Raw genomic sequence first — 14,832 nt, forward strand, 5'->3', positions numbered from 1 at the left:
ACCAAGGGGAGTGATTGGTGGGTTGGATCCTCAGGCGGCGGCGCAGGGTTGGGTAGATGACTTGCCAGGACGCTTACGATCTTCACGCTGGCCAGGGCCTCGTCCACCCGGCCCTGCAGGTCGTGGCGCTTTGCGATGGTGCCTACGATGTCGCCCAGGGTGGTGGCATGCCAGCTCTGGTCGCGGCGAATGCGCAGGCTCTTGCGCATGTCGGCGGCACGGGCACGGATGTGCACCTGGTCGGGCGAGCCGCTGTGCTCCACTTCATCCACGATGAACAGGCCTTTGTCGACCAGGGCCTGGCCGGCCCAGCCGATGCGCAGCGCGATCTCGGCACCGCGCGGGGGCAGGCGCACGGCGCCGTCACTGTCGTTCAGCACCAGATCAAGCTGGTCGCTTTCATTGCCCCGGCATTCGCTCAAGGCCAGGCTGATCAGGCGGGCGTCGATGGTGGGCGTGATGTCGCGCCCGTCAATCGTCAGGCTGAAGTCTGGCGCGCGGTAGGGCGCCCGGTCTTTGTAAGGGTTGGCCGCCATCAGATCCACCAATCCACGGGCCAGGTCTCGTCTGGGTTCACGCCCCCGCTGGCGTCGGCCATCCAGTCGTCGACCCGGGCCAGGCTCAGGTCAAACGAAACGCGCCGGGGCACGCCTTGGGCCACAAACACCGAGCCGGTCTCGCTGATGCCCTCGATCACCCAGGCCCCGTACACGCCGCCGGCGCCATCCACCAACGCCCAGGCCCGGCCGCTGTCGGCCATGTCGCGCAACTGGGGCAATGACTGGCGCTTGCCCATGAATTCGGGCACCTGCACGCCGGTCAGGTTGATCAGGTCGTCGCCTGGCCCCACAAACTGCCGGGCTGGGCGCTGGCCCACGCGGGCGTTGCTGGGGTGGCGCCAGGTGGTCTGGCGCTTCAGTTCTTCAAAGGCCAGGGTGTTCAGGCTGAACACGAACTGGCCGAGGCTCATCATCATGGTGGGCTCTCCTTCAATCGATATCGCTCATGCTGGACAGCACCCGCGACCGGGCCGCCCGGTCACGCCGGTCCAGCTCGGCCGAGACGGCGCGGGCGATGGCTTGCGGGTCCATGCCCGGGGTGGCGTTGATCGTGATCTGGTGGCTGCTGGCCGGTGCGGCTGCGGCAGATCCGCCGGCACCGGCCTGGCGGGCCGCCATCACTGGGCGCTGGGCCACCACCAGGGGCTGGGCATCGGAGCCCAGGCCATCGGCCGCCATCGCGGCGCCGGCGACGGCCGTGCCCGCCATGGCCAGCACGGCGCGTCGCACCAGGTCCTGACGGCCGGTGATGCCCAGGGCGGTGCCCTCGCTGATGAAGCCGCCGGCCTCCATGAACACCCGGCTGGGGCTTTTGATGCCCAGGCGGTCGCGAAACCACTGCGCCACCGAGTCGGCCGCGCCGGCAATCGTGTCGCGCACGGCCGCCAGGCGGCTGGTGATGCCATCGGTCAGGCCCGCCATCAGGTCGGCGCCGGCCTGCAGGAAGCGGCTCTTCAGGTCCACCACGTACTGCCAGGCGGCCTGGCCGCCCGTGCTGATGCTGTTCCACCAGCCGCTCACGGCCCCCGACAGGGTCTCCCAGATCGCGATCAGCCCGCCCTTGATGCCGTCCCAGTTGCGCCAGACCATGAAGGCGGCCACGGCGATCAGCGTGAGGGCGATGCCGATGGGGTTGGCCAGCATCAGCGCCCCAAGCCGCGCGATGGCCGAGCCAGCGCCGGTCAGGATGGGGCTCAGCACCGAAAACGCCCGCCCAGCCATGAACCCGACCTTGTACAGCAGGCCCATGCCCGGCCCCAGGCCAAACAGCTTCACGCCCAGCGTGGTGACCAGGTAGCGCATCAGGATGAACTTGCCGGCCAACAGGCCGACCGGGATCAGCACGGCGCCCAGCACGGCCAGCAGGGCCGAGCCTGCCAGTACCACCTTGAGCACACCCGAGACGAGGGCGCGGTTTTCAGAAACCCAGGCCGAGGTGCGCTCGAGTACGGGGTTGATGCCATCCATCAGCTCGATCAGCGCCGGCTTCAGCCCCTCGCCGATCTGAGCCTTCAGGTTGAAGGCCCGGTTCTCGGCCATCTTCCACTGGGCCGACAACGTGGCATTGCGGGCGGCGGCCTCGCGTGCCATCGACCCCTTGCCGGCATCGCCGTTGGCCAGCTCGCGCTGGCGGGTCAGCTCCTCGGGCTTGTCCACCAGCTTGGCCAGGGTGTCGCTGTGCTCCAGGCCCACCAGCTCGACCATCACGCCGATTCGCTTGTCCTGGGGCAAGGCTCGGATCGATTCCAGCACCTGGGTCAGAGTTCCCATGGCATCGGTGGCCATGCCCTTCTGGATGGCGGTGTCCTTCAGCCCGATCTCGGCCAGGGCCGCGTGGAACTTCTTGGTGCCCTTGGTGGCGGCGGCCAGCTTCTGCACGATGGCATTGGTGGCTGTGCTGGCCGTCTCTTCGCGCTCGCCCAGGGTCAGAAGGGTGCTGCCCAGGGCGGCCGCATCCTTGGCCGACATGGCTACGGTGGACACCACGCCCGAGGTGCGGTTCAAGAAGCCGATGATGTCGGCCCCCTTGCTGATGGCGTTGTCATCCAGGTAGTTGATCGAATCGGCCAGGCCCCGGATCTCGGTGAGAGGGATCTTGAAGTTCTTCGCCACCTTGCCCATGGACTCGGTCACCTGGTCAGGCACCGCGTCAAAGGCGGTAGCCATTTCGCTGGCCATGAGCGTGAATTCCTTGAGCTGGTCGGTGGGCACCTCCATGCGGGCCGCGGCGGTCATCATGGCCGCGATCTGGGTGGTGGCCAGGGGGATCTGGCCCGACAACTCGCGCACCTGCTGCTCGGCCTGGCGGTACACCTCGGTCAGTTTGCCCATCTCGTCCCGGGCGCCCGGCACCTGGCGCGCGATGCCCAGCATGGCGTCTTCATGGCTGGCGAAGTCCTTGACCGGCACCATACCCATGTCCAGTCCCTTGCGGCCGGCGGCGTTCATGGCCACGCCGGCGCCAACCACCAGGCCGGCCTTCATGCCCTGACTGGCGGCGGTCTCGCGGATCTTGGCCAGGCGCGAGAGTTGGGCCTGTTGGCGCTCCACCGAGCGCGTGGTGGCATCGATCTGGGTTCGCAGCCGGGCCTCGGCCTCGGTCACGTTGCCGATGCCCATCTCTTTCATGGCCCGGCGCACGGCGATCAGGCGCTGGCGTTGGGTGTCGCTGGTGGCGTTCAGGCGCTGCAGCTCTTTCTCGGCCGTGGCAATTTGTTGGGCCAGCTTGCGCTGCTCCGCGGCCGTGGCCGGGGTTTCCTGGCGCAACTGGCCGAGCATCACGGTGGCCACCTTGGTCTGTTGGCCAGTGGCCGCGAGCTGCTGCTGCAGGCCGCGCATGCGGTCGATGGCGCCTTGTTGGGCGTTCAGGTCGCGCAATTCCTTGCGGGTGGCGCTCAGGGCCTGGGCGGTGGCCTTGCTGCCCTGGGTGATGCGTTTGAGGGGGGCCAGGGCGCGGTCTGCCAGGTCAAGCACCACGCGCAGGCGCAGCATGTCTGCAGCCATGTTGAGTTTTCCTTGGGGTCAGTCTTCAGGGTTCAGTCGTCAGGATTTAGGCGCTCGATGGCCAGCTCGCGCCAGTCCATCAGTTCGGCCACCGTCATCGGGGTCATCTCCGACAGCGGCCAGTGGAAGGCCACGGCCAGGTCGGCCATGGCGCTCTCTACGCGTTCAGGAAGTCCTGCACCTGACCCTTCGGCAGCAAAAAAGCGAGCACCTCCCCGCCCAGGGCCACCAGGTCGACCGGGTCGAGGTTGGCCACGTCGAACTTGGTGAGGGTGGGCGAGCTGATGCGCGGCAGCAGCACCTGCAGCGAGTCGACGTCGACGCGCATCAGGGCCGACAGCGACAGGCCGCGCAACTCGCCGGCCTTGGGCTTTCGCAGGGTGACGGAGCTGATGGTCTGCTCGCCTCGCTGGATCGGAGTGTCCAGGGGCACCACGGCGGTGTCGGTTTGGGCTGCAGGGATGGCGGTGGGGGTGGCGGCGGTGGTGGATTCAGGGGTGGTCATGGGATTTTCGGAGATTGGGTGATGGTTGGCTAGGCGGCCCGCCAGGGGCCGCCCGGGGTGGGCATCAGATGCCCGGATCAGATGCCCGGATCAAATGCCCAGTGCGGCGCGCACCTGCTGCATGCGGTCCACGCCATTGACCAGCTCGATCATGTTCACCACGTCGATCTCGATCAGGGCGGTGCCGTTGACGGTGAGCTTGTAGTAGCTGATGGCCGACTTGATGGTGATCTCGGTCTTGTCGCCGCCCTTGGCCTTGCCGGGGTCGAATTCCTTGTGGCGGCCACGCACCACGACCTCCAGCGAGTCGACGGATTCGGAATCATCCGACTGGAGCATGCCGGCGAAGCGCAACAGCACACCGTTGTGGGTTGTGACGCCCCACTGCTTGAGGATGTCGGAGATCCAGCCGGCGGCCTTCCAGTCCATCTCCATGGCTTCCGAGCCGAGATCCAGCTCGATCTCGCCGTTCATGCCGCCCGAGCGGTACTTCTCCATCTTGCGCGTGAGCTTGGGCAGGGTGACCTCTTCGGTCTCGCCGACATAGCTCACGCCGTCGACGAACAGGGCAAAGTTCTTGAGTTTCTTGGGCAGTCCCATGAGGTTCTCCAGTGATCAGGGGTTGAAAAGGTGCTGCGGGCTTACAGACCCGTGCCGACGCGCACGGCGAAGTCGCTGAAATAGCTGTCGGTGATGCGCTGCTGGAAGCCCAGGTCTTCCAGGGGCGGCACCGGGGTGTAGTCGTAGTCGATGCGCAGCTTGCCGACCTTCAAGGTGGCGGTGGTGTTGACTTCTTCGTCGTACCAGGCCTTGCCGTCGAGGATGTAGCCGCCGCTCTTGAGCTCGCGGAACTTGGCGTTGATGCCCTCCAGGATGTCCTTCACCAGGCTGGGGTGCAGCGGCTTGTCCACCGCCCACATGTGGCCCTCGGCCATGGTGTCGGCCAGCACCTGGGCCGTGCGCGTGGCGCTCTCGAAGGCGAACAGCTCCTCACTGCTGGTGGTTCGGCTGCCCCAGAAGCGGTAGCCGCTGGATTGGATCAGCGTGGTGACGCCGGCGGCATTGAGCAGGCCCGCGTCGGTGTCGGGGCTCTGCAGGTCCCAATGCACGTCGCGGCTGATGCCCTGCACGCCGTTGATCGGCACGTTGGACAGGGTCTTGTGCCAGCCATATTCCTGGTCGATGCGCGCGCGCAGGCCCATGGCATAGGCCACGGCCGGGGCTTCGACGATGCCGGCGGCATTGACGTCGAACTTCTTCCAGTTGGGCCACAGCAGCATCAGCTCGCGGGCGCCGAACAGGTCGCGGTAGGCCGTGGCGCCGCTCACATCCTCGCCGTGGGCTGCGGCATAGCCAAAGCCGCGCAGCTTCTGGGCCACCGACACCAAGGCGTCGGCCACGGGCTCGCTGTCCAGGCCTGGCGCGCCCAGGATGCGGGGCTTCACGCCGAGCTGGGCCTGGGCCGCCAGCAGCGCCTGCAGGCCGGTGTAGCGCCCGCCCACGGTGGTGCCGATCACCTTGGCGTCTTGGTCGGCTTGCTTGGCTTGGGGGTCGGCGCCCTGCCCTTCAGCCACGCGCACCACCACCAGGATGGGGCGGGTTTGCTCGCTGATGGCGGTCAGGGCCGGGGCCAGGGTGCCCTGCACGCCGGCCTTGTCGATGGCGGTGTTGATCTTGGTGACGAGCACCGGGGTGTTCAGGGGGAACACGGTGGCGTCGGCGTCGGGCGCGGTGGCCACCAGGCCAATGATGGCCGTCGAGATCATGGTGATGGCCTGCAGGCCGGCAGAGATTTCTGTGACGCGTACGCCGTGGTGGTAGTTGGCAGAAGACATGGGTGATTGCTCCAGGGTTGAAATCAGAGGTCAGCGGCACCGGCTTGGCGCTGCTGTTGTTCGTTGAGGTAGCTGCTCTCGCAGTGGTTGGGGTCGCCCAACCAGGCCGCTACGCGGTCGATGGCAGGCTGCAGCCAGCAGTAGGGGCGCTCGGCGCGATACCGCCAGCAGCGCGAAGAAAAGTAGGCATCGGGGTGGCCGCCGCCAGCCATGGTGTTGCCCAGCCGGTCAAAGGCCAGGGCCAAGGCCCAGCCGCGAGGCGAACCGGCCGCGAAGGCCACGGCCAGCCATGCCAGCGCGACCAGGCCCACCAGAAGGCACAAGGCCGACAGAGCCAGGGCGCCCAGCAGTCGAGGCAAGAGTGCGGTCATCAGGCCTCCACCACGTAGAGGGTCAGCCCGGCAAACGCCATGCGCTGCTCGGGTGAGATGGCCTCATTGATGGCGTCCTCGGTGACGCTCCAGACACCCGACTCGGGCAGCGTCACCCGAAACTGGATCTGTCCCTGGGTCATCGTGCCCAGCAGCACCCGCTCGCGGCCGTCGCGTGAGCGCAGCGGCATGCGAAAGGTGTCATCCAGGGGCAGCAATGCGCCCGCCAGCCCCACCCGTAGTTCGGCCTCGGCCTGCAGCTCGGTGCCCACCAGGCAGGTGACCTCGCGCAGGCCCTTGAGCACCAGGTGCGCGGCATGGCCAGCGTCGGCCGTGATACCGGTCACCACGATGGTGGGGCGCTGGTCCTCGAGCGCAGCAGCCGCCGGTGGGGCGATGAACTCCCCTGCAGCCAGGTCATAGCCCCAGCCAATGCCCACCCCCAGGCCCTGCTCGTGGAGCGTGTCCAGGGCCTCGATGTGATCCCAGTCGGGGGCAATGTGGGCAATGAACTCGGCATCGGCCACGATCACGTTGTGCACGCGGCCCAGGCCGGTGCTGTCAGATTTGATGAGTGCGTATTGCATGGTCCTGTTACTCCAGCCACCAGATGAGGCAGTAGCCGGCTTGCCCGGCGAGGCCTGCGGCCCAGGGCTGGGTCGAGTTGCCCCCTTTGCCACCCCATCCCTGGTTGGGTCGGGTGGGCGTGTTGTCCCCGCTATAGAGGGATGCACCGGACAAATAGAAGGGAGGTCCTCCAGCAGCGCCACCCATGGCGCCGGGACCTTTCATGCTTCCCCCAAAGCCCGCCAGCGGTAGTCCAGGCATGCCAATGCTGGAGTTAATGGGACCGTTGCCGTTGCCCGATGTGCCGTCTGCGCGACCGCCTGCTGCAGTCAGCAAAGCGCCGAAAGAGGATGCTCCCCCGTCGGCTCCTCGATTGCCAATGTTGTTCGTCACGCCAGTGCCAGCCGCGCCGCCCGATCCAATGGTCACGTTGACCGGCCCTGTTACCGTGACCAGGCGATTCAGCAGTACCTCGCCACCGCCACCGCTGCGACCAGCGCTTCCATAGGGGTTGCTGTAAGCGTCATAACCGGCGTAGCCAGCTTCCCCCCCCGCGCCTCCACCAACAAGGGCCTGTACCCATACCTGCCCCCCATTGGCCAGGAGCGCGGCGCTGGGCGTGAAAACCCCTGAGCTGGTGAATTCCTGGTAACGAAGTGCCCCGCCGTTCTTGGTCGGGATGGCGGCCACACGCTGGGCCAGGGCATTGGTCCAGACCTCGGTGGACAGGGCTGTAGCGGCCGGCGCGCGGCTGGTGATGGCCGCATCAAGGCGATCGAGCAGCACGGCGCGCGCATTGGTCCACTGGGCGGTGCTCAGTGCGCTGCCGGCCGGCGCCACGGTGTTCAGGGCACCGATGACGGTCTGCAGCTCGGCATGCAGGCTGGTCAGCACATTGCCCATGGCGTTGGTCAGCAAGGCCGGAATAGCCGCATCCAGCGTCTGGATCATGTTGCGCAGGCGGATGATGTCCACATCGGCGTCGTTGGCCGGGTGCGGCAGGGCCAGGCCCAGGTTGGGCGTGATGTCGTTGATGGTGCTCATTTCTTGGTCTCTCTTGCCTGTGTCACAGCACCACGGCGCGCAGGTTGGTGATGGCCGGGCGGGCCACGTGGGTGCCCGTCAGGCTCAGGCGCAGGCGGGCCTTCTCGGCGGCGTAGTTGTCGAGCTGGTAGACCAGCTCCATCACCCCGGCGGTTTGGGGGCTGCTGCTCACAAAGGGCACGGGCGTCCAGGCGCCACCGGTCTGGTTCTGTGCGTGCAGGGTGAGCGAGCTGCCGGCGGGCAGATCTGCCTCCAGCACCACGCGCACGCTGACCTGGCCGCCGGCATTGACCAGCGGGCTGATGTAGCTGCCAGCGGTCTGCAGCGAGCCCACCACCAGCTGGATGCCGGGCTCCAGGATGGCGCCGAGCGAACCCGCACCGCGCAGGCGGGCAGACACCTGAACGTGCCCCGTGTACCGGGTCGCCAAGGTCACCACCTGGCCAGGCGCTGCCTCGATCACGCTGGCGTTGTCCAGCGTGAGCCGGAACACGCAGCTCGAGGCGGCCGAGGGTTGGTGCACGCAGGCCTGCACCAGCAAGTCGGTGGCGTCGACCACATCCACGGTGCCCAGGTCGATCAGGCTCTCGGTCTGGCTGTAGTCGGCCGCCAGCAGCTCGAACGTGAGGTCGCGGTCTTGGTGCGCGGTCCAGGTGCTGGCATTGCTGCTAGAAAGCAGCACGCCCACCTGGTAGGGCTGGCTGGTGACGATGCGCCCGGCCGTGGTGTCCCACTTGCCCAGCTCGGCCACGGCCACCGCAGTGCTGGCGTCGTCGCACAGCAGCACCAGGCAGTACTCCCGGCCGGCCTCGGCCAGCACGGGCGACCAGGTGACGCGGGTGCGGCCGTCGAGCACGATGTCCGCCGGCTGCAGGCGCTTCTCCACCAGGATGCGAGGCGTGGGAAAGCCGTTCTCGGCCTCACGCAACTGGACCAGCACGGTGCTGGTGCCCTTGGCCACAAACTGCAGGTCCACGCCGGTCAAGTGCGTCGTGGTCGACAGCGTGAGCGTTTGGGCCAGCGGGTCAACAAAGGCCTGGTACCAGTATTTGGTGACCTGCTGCAACTCGCGCTGCACCAGGGTGCCCTGCCCTGTAAACAAGGCCGTGGCATGGTTGCCGCCCGAGCCGGTGAGCGTCACTTCCTTGGTGCCGGCGGGCACGTTGGCAGGAATCGTGAACTTGCCCTGCAGCAGCCCTTGGGCATTGGCCGCCAGCGCGCCGCCGTTCAAGGCGGTGGGGTGGACCGCGATGCCGTCGAAGGTCATGGCGGTCACGGTCTCGCCGGGGCCGAAGTGGCTCTCGAACTGCACCTCGATCTGGCGCAGGGTTTCCAGCTCGGTCGATGTCTCTTGCAGCGTGTCGATCTCGCTGCTGACGCTGGTCACCGAGCCCACCCCGATGCCGCTGAGATAGAACTGCCGCTCCAGGGGCTTGGCCCACAGGGTTTGCACGTCGGTCCAGCGGTCCACCGCGGGCGTCAGCACCAGGTCCGTGGGCAGCGGGTCAAACGCCGAATACGGGTTCACCAGCATCTGGCCGGTGCGCATGGTCTGCGAGAGCGCGGCCCGGTGCCCATGGGGCAGTGCCTGACGCTCGGTGATGCCCAGGCCGAGCTGGTGCACGGTGATGGCGATCGGCAGGCGCAGCGCGCCCCCCGAGATGGCGGCCGTCTGGGCCACGCCCGCGTCGCGCATGCTGTTGTTCAGGAACGGGTCGGCAAACAGCCCTTTCTTGATGCCGCTGTTGCGGCCCGAGATGTCCAGGGACAAGCGCAGCTCGGCCTGGTCTTCGAACACCCGGCGCACCATCGCCTTCAGTGCGGCCTGCTCCTGCATGGGCACCATGTGGATGGCATCCTGGTCGATTCGGCGGTTGCTGTCCCAGCTCTGGTACACGGTGGCCAGGCTCAGTGTGTTCTGCGGCACGGTGGGCGCCACCGGGCTCCATTCGGCCGGCACGCCCCGAATCCAGGTGATGTTGCCGTCGCTGTCCATGCAGAGGCGGTCGTAGCGGCGCAGCGCCTGCTGGTAGCTCACCAGGATTAGCGAGCCCTGCAGGGCGCCGGCCACGTCAAAGCCCGTGCTGGTCAGGTTCTGTACCTGGGCGGTGATGATGTGCTGGTAGGTGACCTGGTAGGTGCTGCCCGGATTGGGCTCGGCCCCGGCCAGGCTCCAGTCAATCTGGCCAGCGGTGAGCTTCCAGCTCACATCCTTGTCGAACGTGGTCCCGCCTTGCTTGACCGATTCGACCAACAGCACGCTGGTGTCAGGCAGCGGGTCGGCCGCGCCGTTGAAGCCGCCGTGAATGATGTCGTGGGTGCTGCGAACGGTGATCTTGACCGTCAGCGTGCCCACGGCCGGGGTGCGATCAAACGCGATGTGCTGCAGGCCCTCTGTGGTCGAGGCGTGGGGCTCGTCCTCGATCGCCAGCAGCTCGGGCGTGGCGTCGTACACCACGCGGCGCGAAGCGGGCAGCTCCAGGCCCCGGCCGCTGATGCGGGCGGCGCCCTCGGCCAGGGTGTAGACCTGCTGGCCAGTGGGCAGATCCGGGCCCGCCACCACCTCCAGGCCGCGCACCACGTAGGTGCCGCCGGTGCTGTCGCGGTCGTAGCGCGAGAGAGCCTGGGTGATGGCGTCGAGGTTGGGCGGCGCCTCCCGGGCGCGCACCGAGCCGTCCTCCACCGCCCAGATGGGATAGAAGGTGCCGGCCTGACCGTCGCCCTTGAAGCCCCACATCAGGGTCACCTGCTCGCGCCAGGCGCCGGGCTCTTGATAGCCACGGGTGCCCACGGCGGGGTTGAGCAGTGTTGGGTCCTGCTCTTCGGTCACCACCGCCACCTGCAGGTACACGCCCACGTTGACGATGCCCACGGTGGCGATCTGGAGCTGGCCGGCGGGCACCGGGCGCACCGTGCCGTCAACGTAGACACTGCCGGCTTCGCACAGCGTGGCGCCAGTGCCTGAGTTCACGACGATGCCGGCGCCTTCGACGATGCCGCCGTCCTTGAACAGCACATCGGAGACGGACTTCATCCGGTGAATCAGGGCGTCCTGGGCATCGTTGAGCTCGGCCGACTGCAGCACGCGCTCGGCATTGAACAGCACGCGGTTGTAGCGCTTGGCCGGGTCGAATCGGTTGTAAATGGTCATGGGTGGATTCCTGCTCAGAACGGCAGCACGTACTCAAACATCTGCCGCGTGGCCCCATTGCGGGGGAAGGCGGGGACGCGCTCCAGCGCGTACAGGCGGCCGGGGCTGGTGAGATCTGCGGGCAGGAAGTAGCGCTGCCCCGCAGGCAGGCCAGCCTTGACCTGGGTGCCCAGGAAGATCCCCTGCTCGCGGATGGTCTCGCCGGCGGCCTCGGCAAACGCGAAGACGAACTTCACGTAGACGAAGGTGGTGGGCTCGGCCGATAGGGTGTAGCGGCCGGTGGCCAGCTCGATCTCGCCGTTGACGTCGGGCCGGCAGTAGCCCACCTGGGTGGAGGCTCGACGGCCGATCTCATCGACCAGCCCGGTGTTGGTGTTGCCCTCGGGCTGGGGCGCGTCATCCCAGGCGGGTGAGCCATGGCCCCAGGCCAGGTGGATGGGCTGGCTGGCGACGGCGATGGCCAGGGCGATGCGGCCGGATTCTTGAAGGGTTGCCATGGTGGTGGTCAGTCCTGTGTGTGTTTGGAATCAATGGAGGTGCGCCAGGGCCTGGAGTCCCAAGGGCCGACCCAGCGGCGTGGGGCCGGCATGGGGCTCGTGATCTCGATGGCGCGGGCGTCGGTGCGGATAACGATGGGGTCAAGGGCAGGCCAGGCCACCGATTCGAGGTGCACGGTGCCGATGACCCCCTGCGGAACCCCTGGCACTGGTGCCGCACAGGTTCCGGTGAACATGGCCCCGACCCCGCTGTAGGTGTCGACCACCACGTAGCTGTCCAGGCGCCACGAGTCCAGCTCGACCCGGTCGCCGCGGGGCATGGTCAGGGCGTGCACGGACGTGGCCGAGGCCTCGATCTGCCCATGGGGCCAGGCGAACACCCCCCGGGCCTGCAGGGTGGCGAAGCTCGCCTTCAGGTCGGGCCCGGTGTCGGTGCTGACCCAGACGCCCGAATCGTTGTCCAGCAGGCCCACGTCCATGGCCTGGCCACCGTCGAAGGTGATGGGGCGCAGGTCGTAGCTGTGGAACACCCGATAGAAGCGGATGTGAGCCGGAATGCTGGAACGCACAACGCGTGCGATCTCGCCCATCTCGGCGGGGCTGGCGGCCCGGCCCAGATCGATGTGCAGGTAGGCGGCGTCCTCTTCGATCAGCACCTGGTCGAAGCCCAGCCAGCCCAGCACGCGGCGCACAGCCGCGGCGGTGCCGCGCTCCAGCAGCCAGGGCCTACCGGCCTCCAGCAGCTTAGCCAGGCTGTCGAAATAGCGCGCGAAATCGGCCAGGCCCCATTCGGCGGCCAGCCAAGGGTAGAAGGCCACCGGGTAGGCATCGACCACGCGGGGGCCGGTTGGCGCCATCGCTTCGGCCAGACCATCCCAGGCCGGCATGCCCTGGTCGATGGCCCGCTCCAGGGCCGTGGAGGCCGGTGGCAGCACGGTGGACGTGGTGGCCATCAGGAAACCCCCTCATCGGTGAGGTCCAGCACGCCCACCACCGGGTACTCATCGGAAGCCAGGGTGGTGGTCTCGGTGGGGCGCAGGTTGTCGACATAGCGCACCGCGGCCACGCCTGCGACGTGCAACTGGGTGGTGATCCAGGACCGTGGCACGGAGCGGCCCAGCCGGGCATAGGCGGCCATGGCCAGCGGCAGGCTGGTGCGAAGCTGCGCCACCAGGTCGGACGGGGCCGAGGCCTCGCGCCAGATCCGGGCGCTGATGTTGACCGGGCGCGGCCGTGCCACCGCAACCGAGACAGGCACGCCCAGCGGGCGGGCGGCTTCGGCGTTCTCAGCGTTGAGCACAGCCAGCGCGGTGACGTCGGCCAGGCTGGCATCCTCAATCCACAGCAGCACCTGCACCCGCCCCGGCTGGGGCTGGGTGGCCAGGGCGTCACGCACGTTGAGCGAGGTGCTCAGCGCGATCAGCTCGTAGTGCTCGCGGGTGCCATTGCCAGCCAGGGCGCGGATGCGCAGGCCAATGCGCAGGCGAAGGCGCTCATCGGCCTCGCCGGCCAGGCGCTCCAGGCCGTAGAAGGCGGCCTTGTGGTCCAGGTCGCCCTTGGTGGCAAAGGCCAGCAGGGAGGCCCGGGCGGCTTCGTTGACACGCTGGCGGTACAGCATCTCGCGGTAGGCGTGGGCCTGTAGCAGCTTCTGCAGAGGCTCGCTCTCCAGGTCGATCACATCGGCCACGCCCGGGTAGCGCTGCAGCAGGTCGGCGCGCTCGGCGGCCAGGATGGCCTCGAAGGACAGTTCTTCGACCACATTGGGGGCCGGCAAGGCGGTGAGGTCCTGGGCGATCATGCCGCAGCTCCTGTGATGGTGAGAGGCACACTCAGGCTCAGCACCTGCGGCTGCTTGGTGCTGGGCTCCAGGTACAGGCCGTCCAGCGTGATCACGGACTTGCCGGGCTCAGTGCGCGTGTAGTGCAGTTGGGTCAGGCGCAGGCGGGGCTCCCAGCGCATCAGGGCGCTGGCGATGGCCGCGAACAGGCGCACCTGGGTGGCCGGGTTGTCGGGGTGGTCCACCAGCTCGGGGACCAGCGAGCCGTATTCGCGTCGCATCACGCGGGTGCCGATGGCCGTGGTCAGGATGTCGGCCACGGACTGGCGCAGGTGCTCGATGCCGGTGATGGCGGCGCCGGTGGTGCGGTTCATTGCGGCTCCCCGGTAACCTGGTCACCCGCCCGCACCCCACCATGATGGTGATGGCGCAGGCTGATGGAGTCGGCCAGGATGTCGGGGGTGGCCCGGATGGACTCGGGGGTGATGCGCAGTTGCTGGTCGCCCACCTGCAGGGTGATGGCGGTGCGGCATTGGATGAGAAGCTCGCCGTCGAGCCAGCTCATGAAGTCGTCACCCGACCATTCCTGCAGGAACTGGTGGGGGTCTTCGCTGCCCTGGGGAGCGTCGTCACTGAAAAGCCCGGCCAGGGCCACGCCCTGCAGCAGATCGCCACCGGGGCACAGCAGCACGCACTGCTCGCCGACCACGGGTGGCCACCAGGTGCGACCAGCCATGCCGCCGGCCCGCAACGAGAAAAACGGTACCCAATTGCTCAGCAGCCCGCCGGTGCGCACACGGCAGCGTGCGGGCCTGCCCAGGCGCACCAGCTCGATGGAGCCAAGGCGCACGATGTTCTCAATCTTGCGATTGAGCTCGTAGGGAGATTCGGGTTGAGTGAGGGGTTTTTGCACCCGGCTGATGGTGCCGGGGCGGGTGCGTTAATGCACCCGATTCTGGTTGTGTACGGGGCGTACACAACCAGTCACGATCGATGAAAGGTTTGGAAAGAAGGCCTATGGCCGCGTACCCGTCTTGAGCAGATGCACCAGGTTCGCCAAGGTTTGGTGGGTATGAAGTTTGCCTTCGATCAATGCCAAATCGAAGTGTTGCTGCATGTCGAGCGCAGATGCATCGCATCCAAGATGCTGCTTGAAGCGATGCTTAAGTTGACCTGTGTTGAACCCCTCGGTCTGTTGCCCCTTGATACTCAGCAGCAAGGATTCGAGGCAAGGTGTACAAAGTAGCGGGAACACACGGTGCTTTTTGGCCGCAGCCTGCGAGGCGTCGTGCCATCCAACGTCGGTATCAAACAAAGCTGCGATGACGTCAAAGTCCTTGGTTCGCTTTTGACGCCAAGCGAAGTCAATGACGTGCTCAGCACCTTTCCCTCTCGCATTTTTTATGGTCACGGCAACACCAGATCCCCGTTGCACGTAGAGGGATTTGACGTGTTCCAAGAAGGCCTGCTCGGCATCTCCCTCCCCGACCAGCAGGACGGTTAAGGCTGCACGCCTGGAGTG

16 protein-coding genes and 1 pseudogene are annotated in these 14,832 nt (G+C 67.3%); all 17 read right to left on the minus strand.

Annotation, left to right across the window (positions count from 1 at the left end; translation table 11 throughout):
* A pseudogene (locus AC07PT_RS15735) lies at positions 1 to 536 on the minus strand (hypothetical protein); the annotation flags it as partial.
* Positions 536 to 976, minus strand: coding sequence for a phage tail protein (locus tag AC07PT_RS15740; RefSeq protein ID WP_494657240.1), 441 nt, complete (start codon positions 974 to 976; stop codon positions 536 to 538). The pseudogene AC07PT_RS15735 and the gene AC07PT_RS15740, both read right to left, overlap by 1 nt.
* Before the next feature lie 13 nt (positions 977 to 989).
* Positions 990 to 3,563: a phage tail tape measure protein gene (locus AC07PT_RS15745; RefSeq protein ID WP_494657241.1), complete on the minus strand. Its 2,574-nt coding sequence runs from the start codon at positions 3,561 to 3,563 to the stop codon at positions 990 to 992.
* A 32-nt stretch (positions 3,564 to 3,595) separates the two neighbouring features.
* Positions 3,596 to 3,712, minus strand: a complete 117-nt coding sequence (locus tag AC07PT_RS15750; RefSeq protein ID WP_494657242.1) for a GpE family phage tail protein — start codon at positions 3,710 to 3,712, stop codon at positions 3,596 to 3,598.
* 8 nt (positions 3,713 to 3,720) lie between these two features.
* A complete protein-coding gene (locus AC07PT_RS15755; RefSeq protein WP_494657243.1) occupies positions 3,721 to 4,068 on the minus strand; it encodes a phage tail assembly protein in 348 nt (115 codons plus the stop codon).
* A 90-nt stretch (positions 4,069 to 4,158) separates the two neighbouring features.
* A complete protein-coding gene (locus AC07PT_RS15760; RefSeq protein ID WP_494657244.1) occupies positions 4,159 to 4,668 on the minus strand; it encodes a phage major tail tube protein in 510 nt (169 codons plus the stop codon).
* A gap of 41 nt (positions 4,669 to 4,709) precedes the next feature.
* Positions 4,710 to 5,903, minus strand: coding sequence for a phage tail sheath protein (locus AC07PT_RS15765; protein ID WP_494657245.1), 1,194 nt, complete (start codon positions 5,901 to 5,903; stop codon positions 4,710 to 4,712).
* Between the two features lie 23 nt (positions 5,904 to 5,926).
* Positions 5,927 to 6,274, minus strand: a complete 348-nt coding sequence (locus AC07PT_RS15770; RefSeq protein WP_494657246.1) for a hypothetical protein — start codon at positions 6,272 to 6,274, stop codon at positions 5,927 to 5,929.
* Positions 6,274 to 6,861 carry a hypothetical protein gene (locus AC07PT_RS15775; protein ID WP_494657247.1) on the minus strand — a complete coding sequence of 196 codons (588 nt, stop codon included), beginning with the start codon at positions 6,859 to 6,861 and terminating at the stop codon, positions 6,274 to 6,276. Before AC07PT_RS15775 ends, AC07PT_RS15770 begins: the two co-directional genes overlap by 1 nt.
* A 7-nt stretch (positions 6,862 to 6,868) precedes the next feature.
* Positions 6,869 to 7,885 (minus strand): hypothetical protein, encoded by a 1,017-nt coding sequence (locus AC07PT_RS15780; protein WP_494657248.1) that lies wholly within the window; start codon positions 7,883 to 7,885, stop codon positions 6,869 to 6,871.
* A gap of 22 nt (positions 7,886 to 7,907) precedes the next feature.
* Positions 7,908 to 11,036 (minus strand): DUF4815 domain-containing protein, encoded by a 3,129-nt coding sequence (locus tag AC07PT_RS15785; protein ID WP_494657249.1) that lies wholly within the window; start codon positions 11,034 to 11,036, stop codon positions 7,908 to 7,910.
* A 14-nt stretch (positions 11,037 to 11,050) separates the two neighbouring features.
* The gene (locus tag AC07PT_RS15790) at positions 11,051 to 11,533 is read right to left on the minus strand and encodes a BW3TFN family phage tail fiber component (protein WP_494657250.1); all 483 of its coding nucleotides are present in this window, start codon (positions 11,531 to 11,533) and stop codon (positions 11,051 to 11,053) included.
* 8 nt (positions 11,534 to 11,541) lie between these two features.
* Positions 11,542 to 12,486: a phage tail protein gene (locus AC07PT_RS15795; protein WP_494657251.1), complete on the minus strand. Its 945-nt coding sequence runs from the start codon at positions 12,484 to 12,486 to the stop codon at positions 11,542 to 11,544.
* Positions 12,486 to 13,331, minus strand: a complete 846-nt coding sequence (locus tag AC07PT_RS15800) for a baseplate J protein (RefSeq protein WP_494657252.1) — start codon at positions 13,329 to 13,331, stop codon at positions 12,486 to 12,488. The genes AC07PT_RS15795 and AC07PT_RS15800 overlap by 1 nt, the downstream gene beginning before the upstream one ends.
* Positions 13,328 to 13,684 (minus strand): GPW/gp25 family protein, encoded by a 357-nt coding sequence (locus AC07PT_RS15805; RefSeq protein ID WP_494657253.1) that lies wholly within the window; start codon positions 13,682 to 13,684, stop codon positions 13,328 to 13,330. Before AC07PT_RS15805 ends, AC07PT_RS15800 begins: the two co-directional genes overlap by 4 nt.
* The gene (locus AC07PT_RS15810) at positions 13,681 to 14,223 is read right to left on the minus strand and encodes a phage baseplate assembly protein V (RefSeq protein WP_494657254.1); all 543 of its coding nucleotides are present in this window, start codon (positions 14,221 to 14,223) and stop codon (positions 13,681 to 13,683) included. The genes AC07PT_RS15805 and AC07PT_RS15810 overlap by 4 nt, the downstream gene beginning before the upstream one ends.
* A 102-nt stretch (positions 14,224 to 14,325) precedes the next feature.
* A complete protein-coding gene (locus AC07PT_RS15815) occupies positions 14,326 to 14,769 on the minus strand; it encodes a hypothetical protein (protein ID WP_494657255.1) in 444 nt (147 codons plus the stop codon).
* Positions 14,770 to 14,832 lie beyond the last annotated feature (63 nt).

The sequence above is a fragment of the Curvibacter sp. GW821-FHT09D12 genome, assembly GCF_059416245.1.

Bases quoted from the DNA above. Each gene is read 5' to 3' on its own strand.
- AC07PT_RS15745 (WP_494657241.1), bottom strand. From the start codon at position 3,563: ATGGCTGCAGACATGCTGCGCCTGCGCGTGGTGCTTGACCTGGCAGAC.
- AC07PT_RS15800 (WP_494657252.1), bottom strand. From the start codon at position 13,331: ATGATCGCCCAGGACCTCACCGCCTTGCCGGCCCCCAATGTGGTCGAA.
- AC07PT_RS15755 (WP_494657243.1), bottom strand. From the start codon at position 4,068: ATGACCACCCCTGAATCCACCACCGCCGCCACCCCCACCGCCATCCCT.
- AC07PT_RS15780 (WP_494657248.1), bottom strand. From the start codon at position 7,885: ATGAGCACCATCAACGACATCACGCCCAACCTGGGCCTGGCCCTGCCG.
- AC07PT_RS15790 (WP_494657250.1), bottom strand. From the start codon at position 11,533: ATGGCAACCCTTCAAGAATCCGGCCGCATCGCCCTGGCCATCGCCGTC.
- AC07PT_RS15750 (WP_494657242.1), bottom strand. From the start codon at position 3,712: ATGGCCGACCTGGCCGTGGCCTTCCACTGGCCGCTGTCGGAGATGACC.
- AC07PT_RS15785 (WP_494657249.1), bottom strand. From the start codon at position 11,036: ATGACCATTTACAACCGATTCGACCCGGCCAAGCGCTACAACCGCGTG.
- AC07PT_RS15795 (WP_494657251.1), bottom strand. From the start codon at position 12,486: ATGGCCACCACGTCCACCGTGCTGCCACCGGCCTCCACGGCCCTGGAG.
- AC07PT_RS15740 (WP_494657240.1), bottom strand. From the start codon at position 976: ATGATGATGAGCCTCGGCCAGTTCGTGTTCAGCCTGAACACCCTGGCC.
- AC07PT_RS15760 (WP_494657244.1), bottom strand. From the start codon at position 4,668: ATGGGACTGCCCAAGAAACTCAAGAACTTTGCCCTGTTCGTCGACGGC.
- AC07PT_RS15775 (WP_494657247.1), bottom strand. From the start codon at position 6,861: ATGCAATACGCACTCATCAAATCTGACAGCACCGGCCTGGGCCGCGTG.
- AC07PT_RS15770 (WP_494657246.1), bottom strand. From the start codon at position 6,274: ATGACCGCACTCTTGCCTCGACTGCTGGGCGCCCTGGCTCTGTCGGCC.
- AC07PT_RS15805 (WP_494657253.1), bottom strand. From the start codon at position 13,684: ATGAACCGCACCACCGGCGCCGCCATCACCGGCATCGAGCACCTGCGC.
- AC07PT_RS15765 (WP_494657245.1), bottom strand. From the start codon at position 5,903: ATGTCTTCTGCCAACTACCACCACGGCGTACGCGTCACAGAAATCTCT.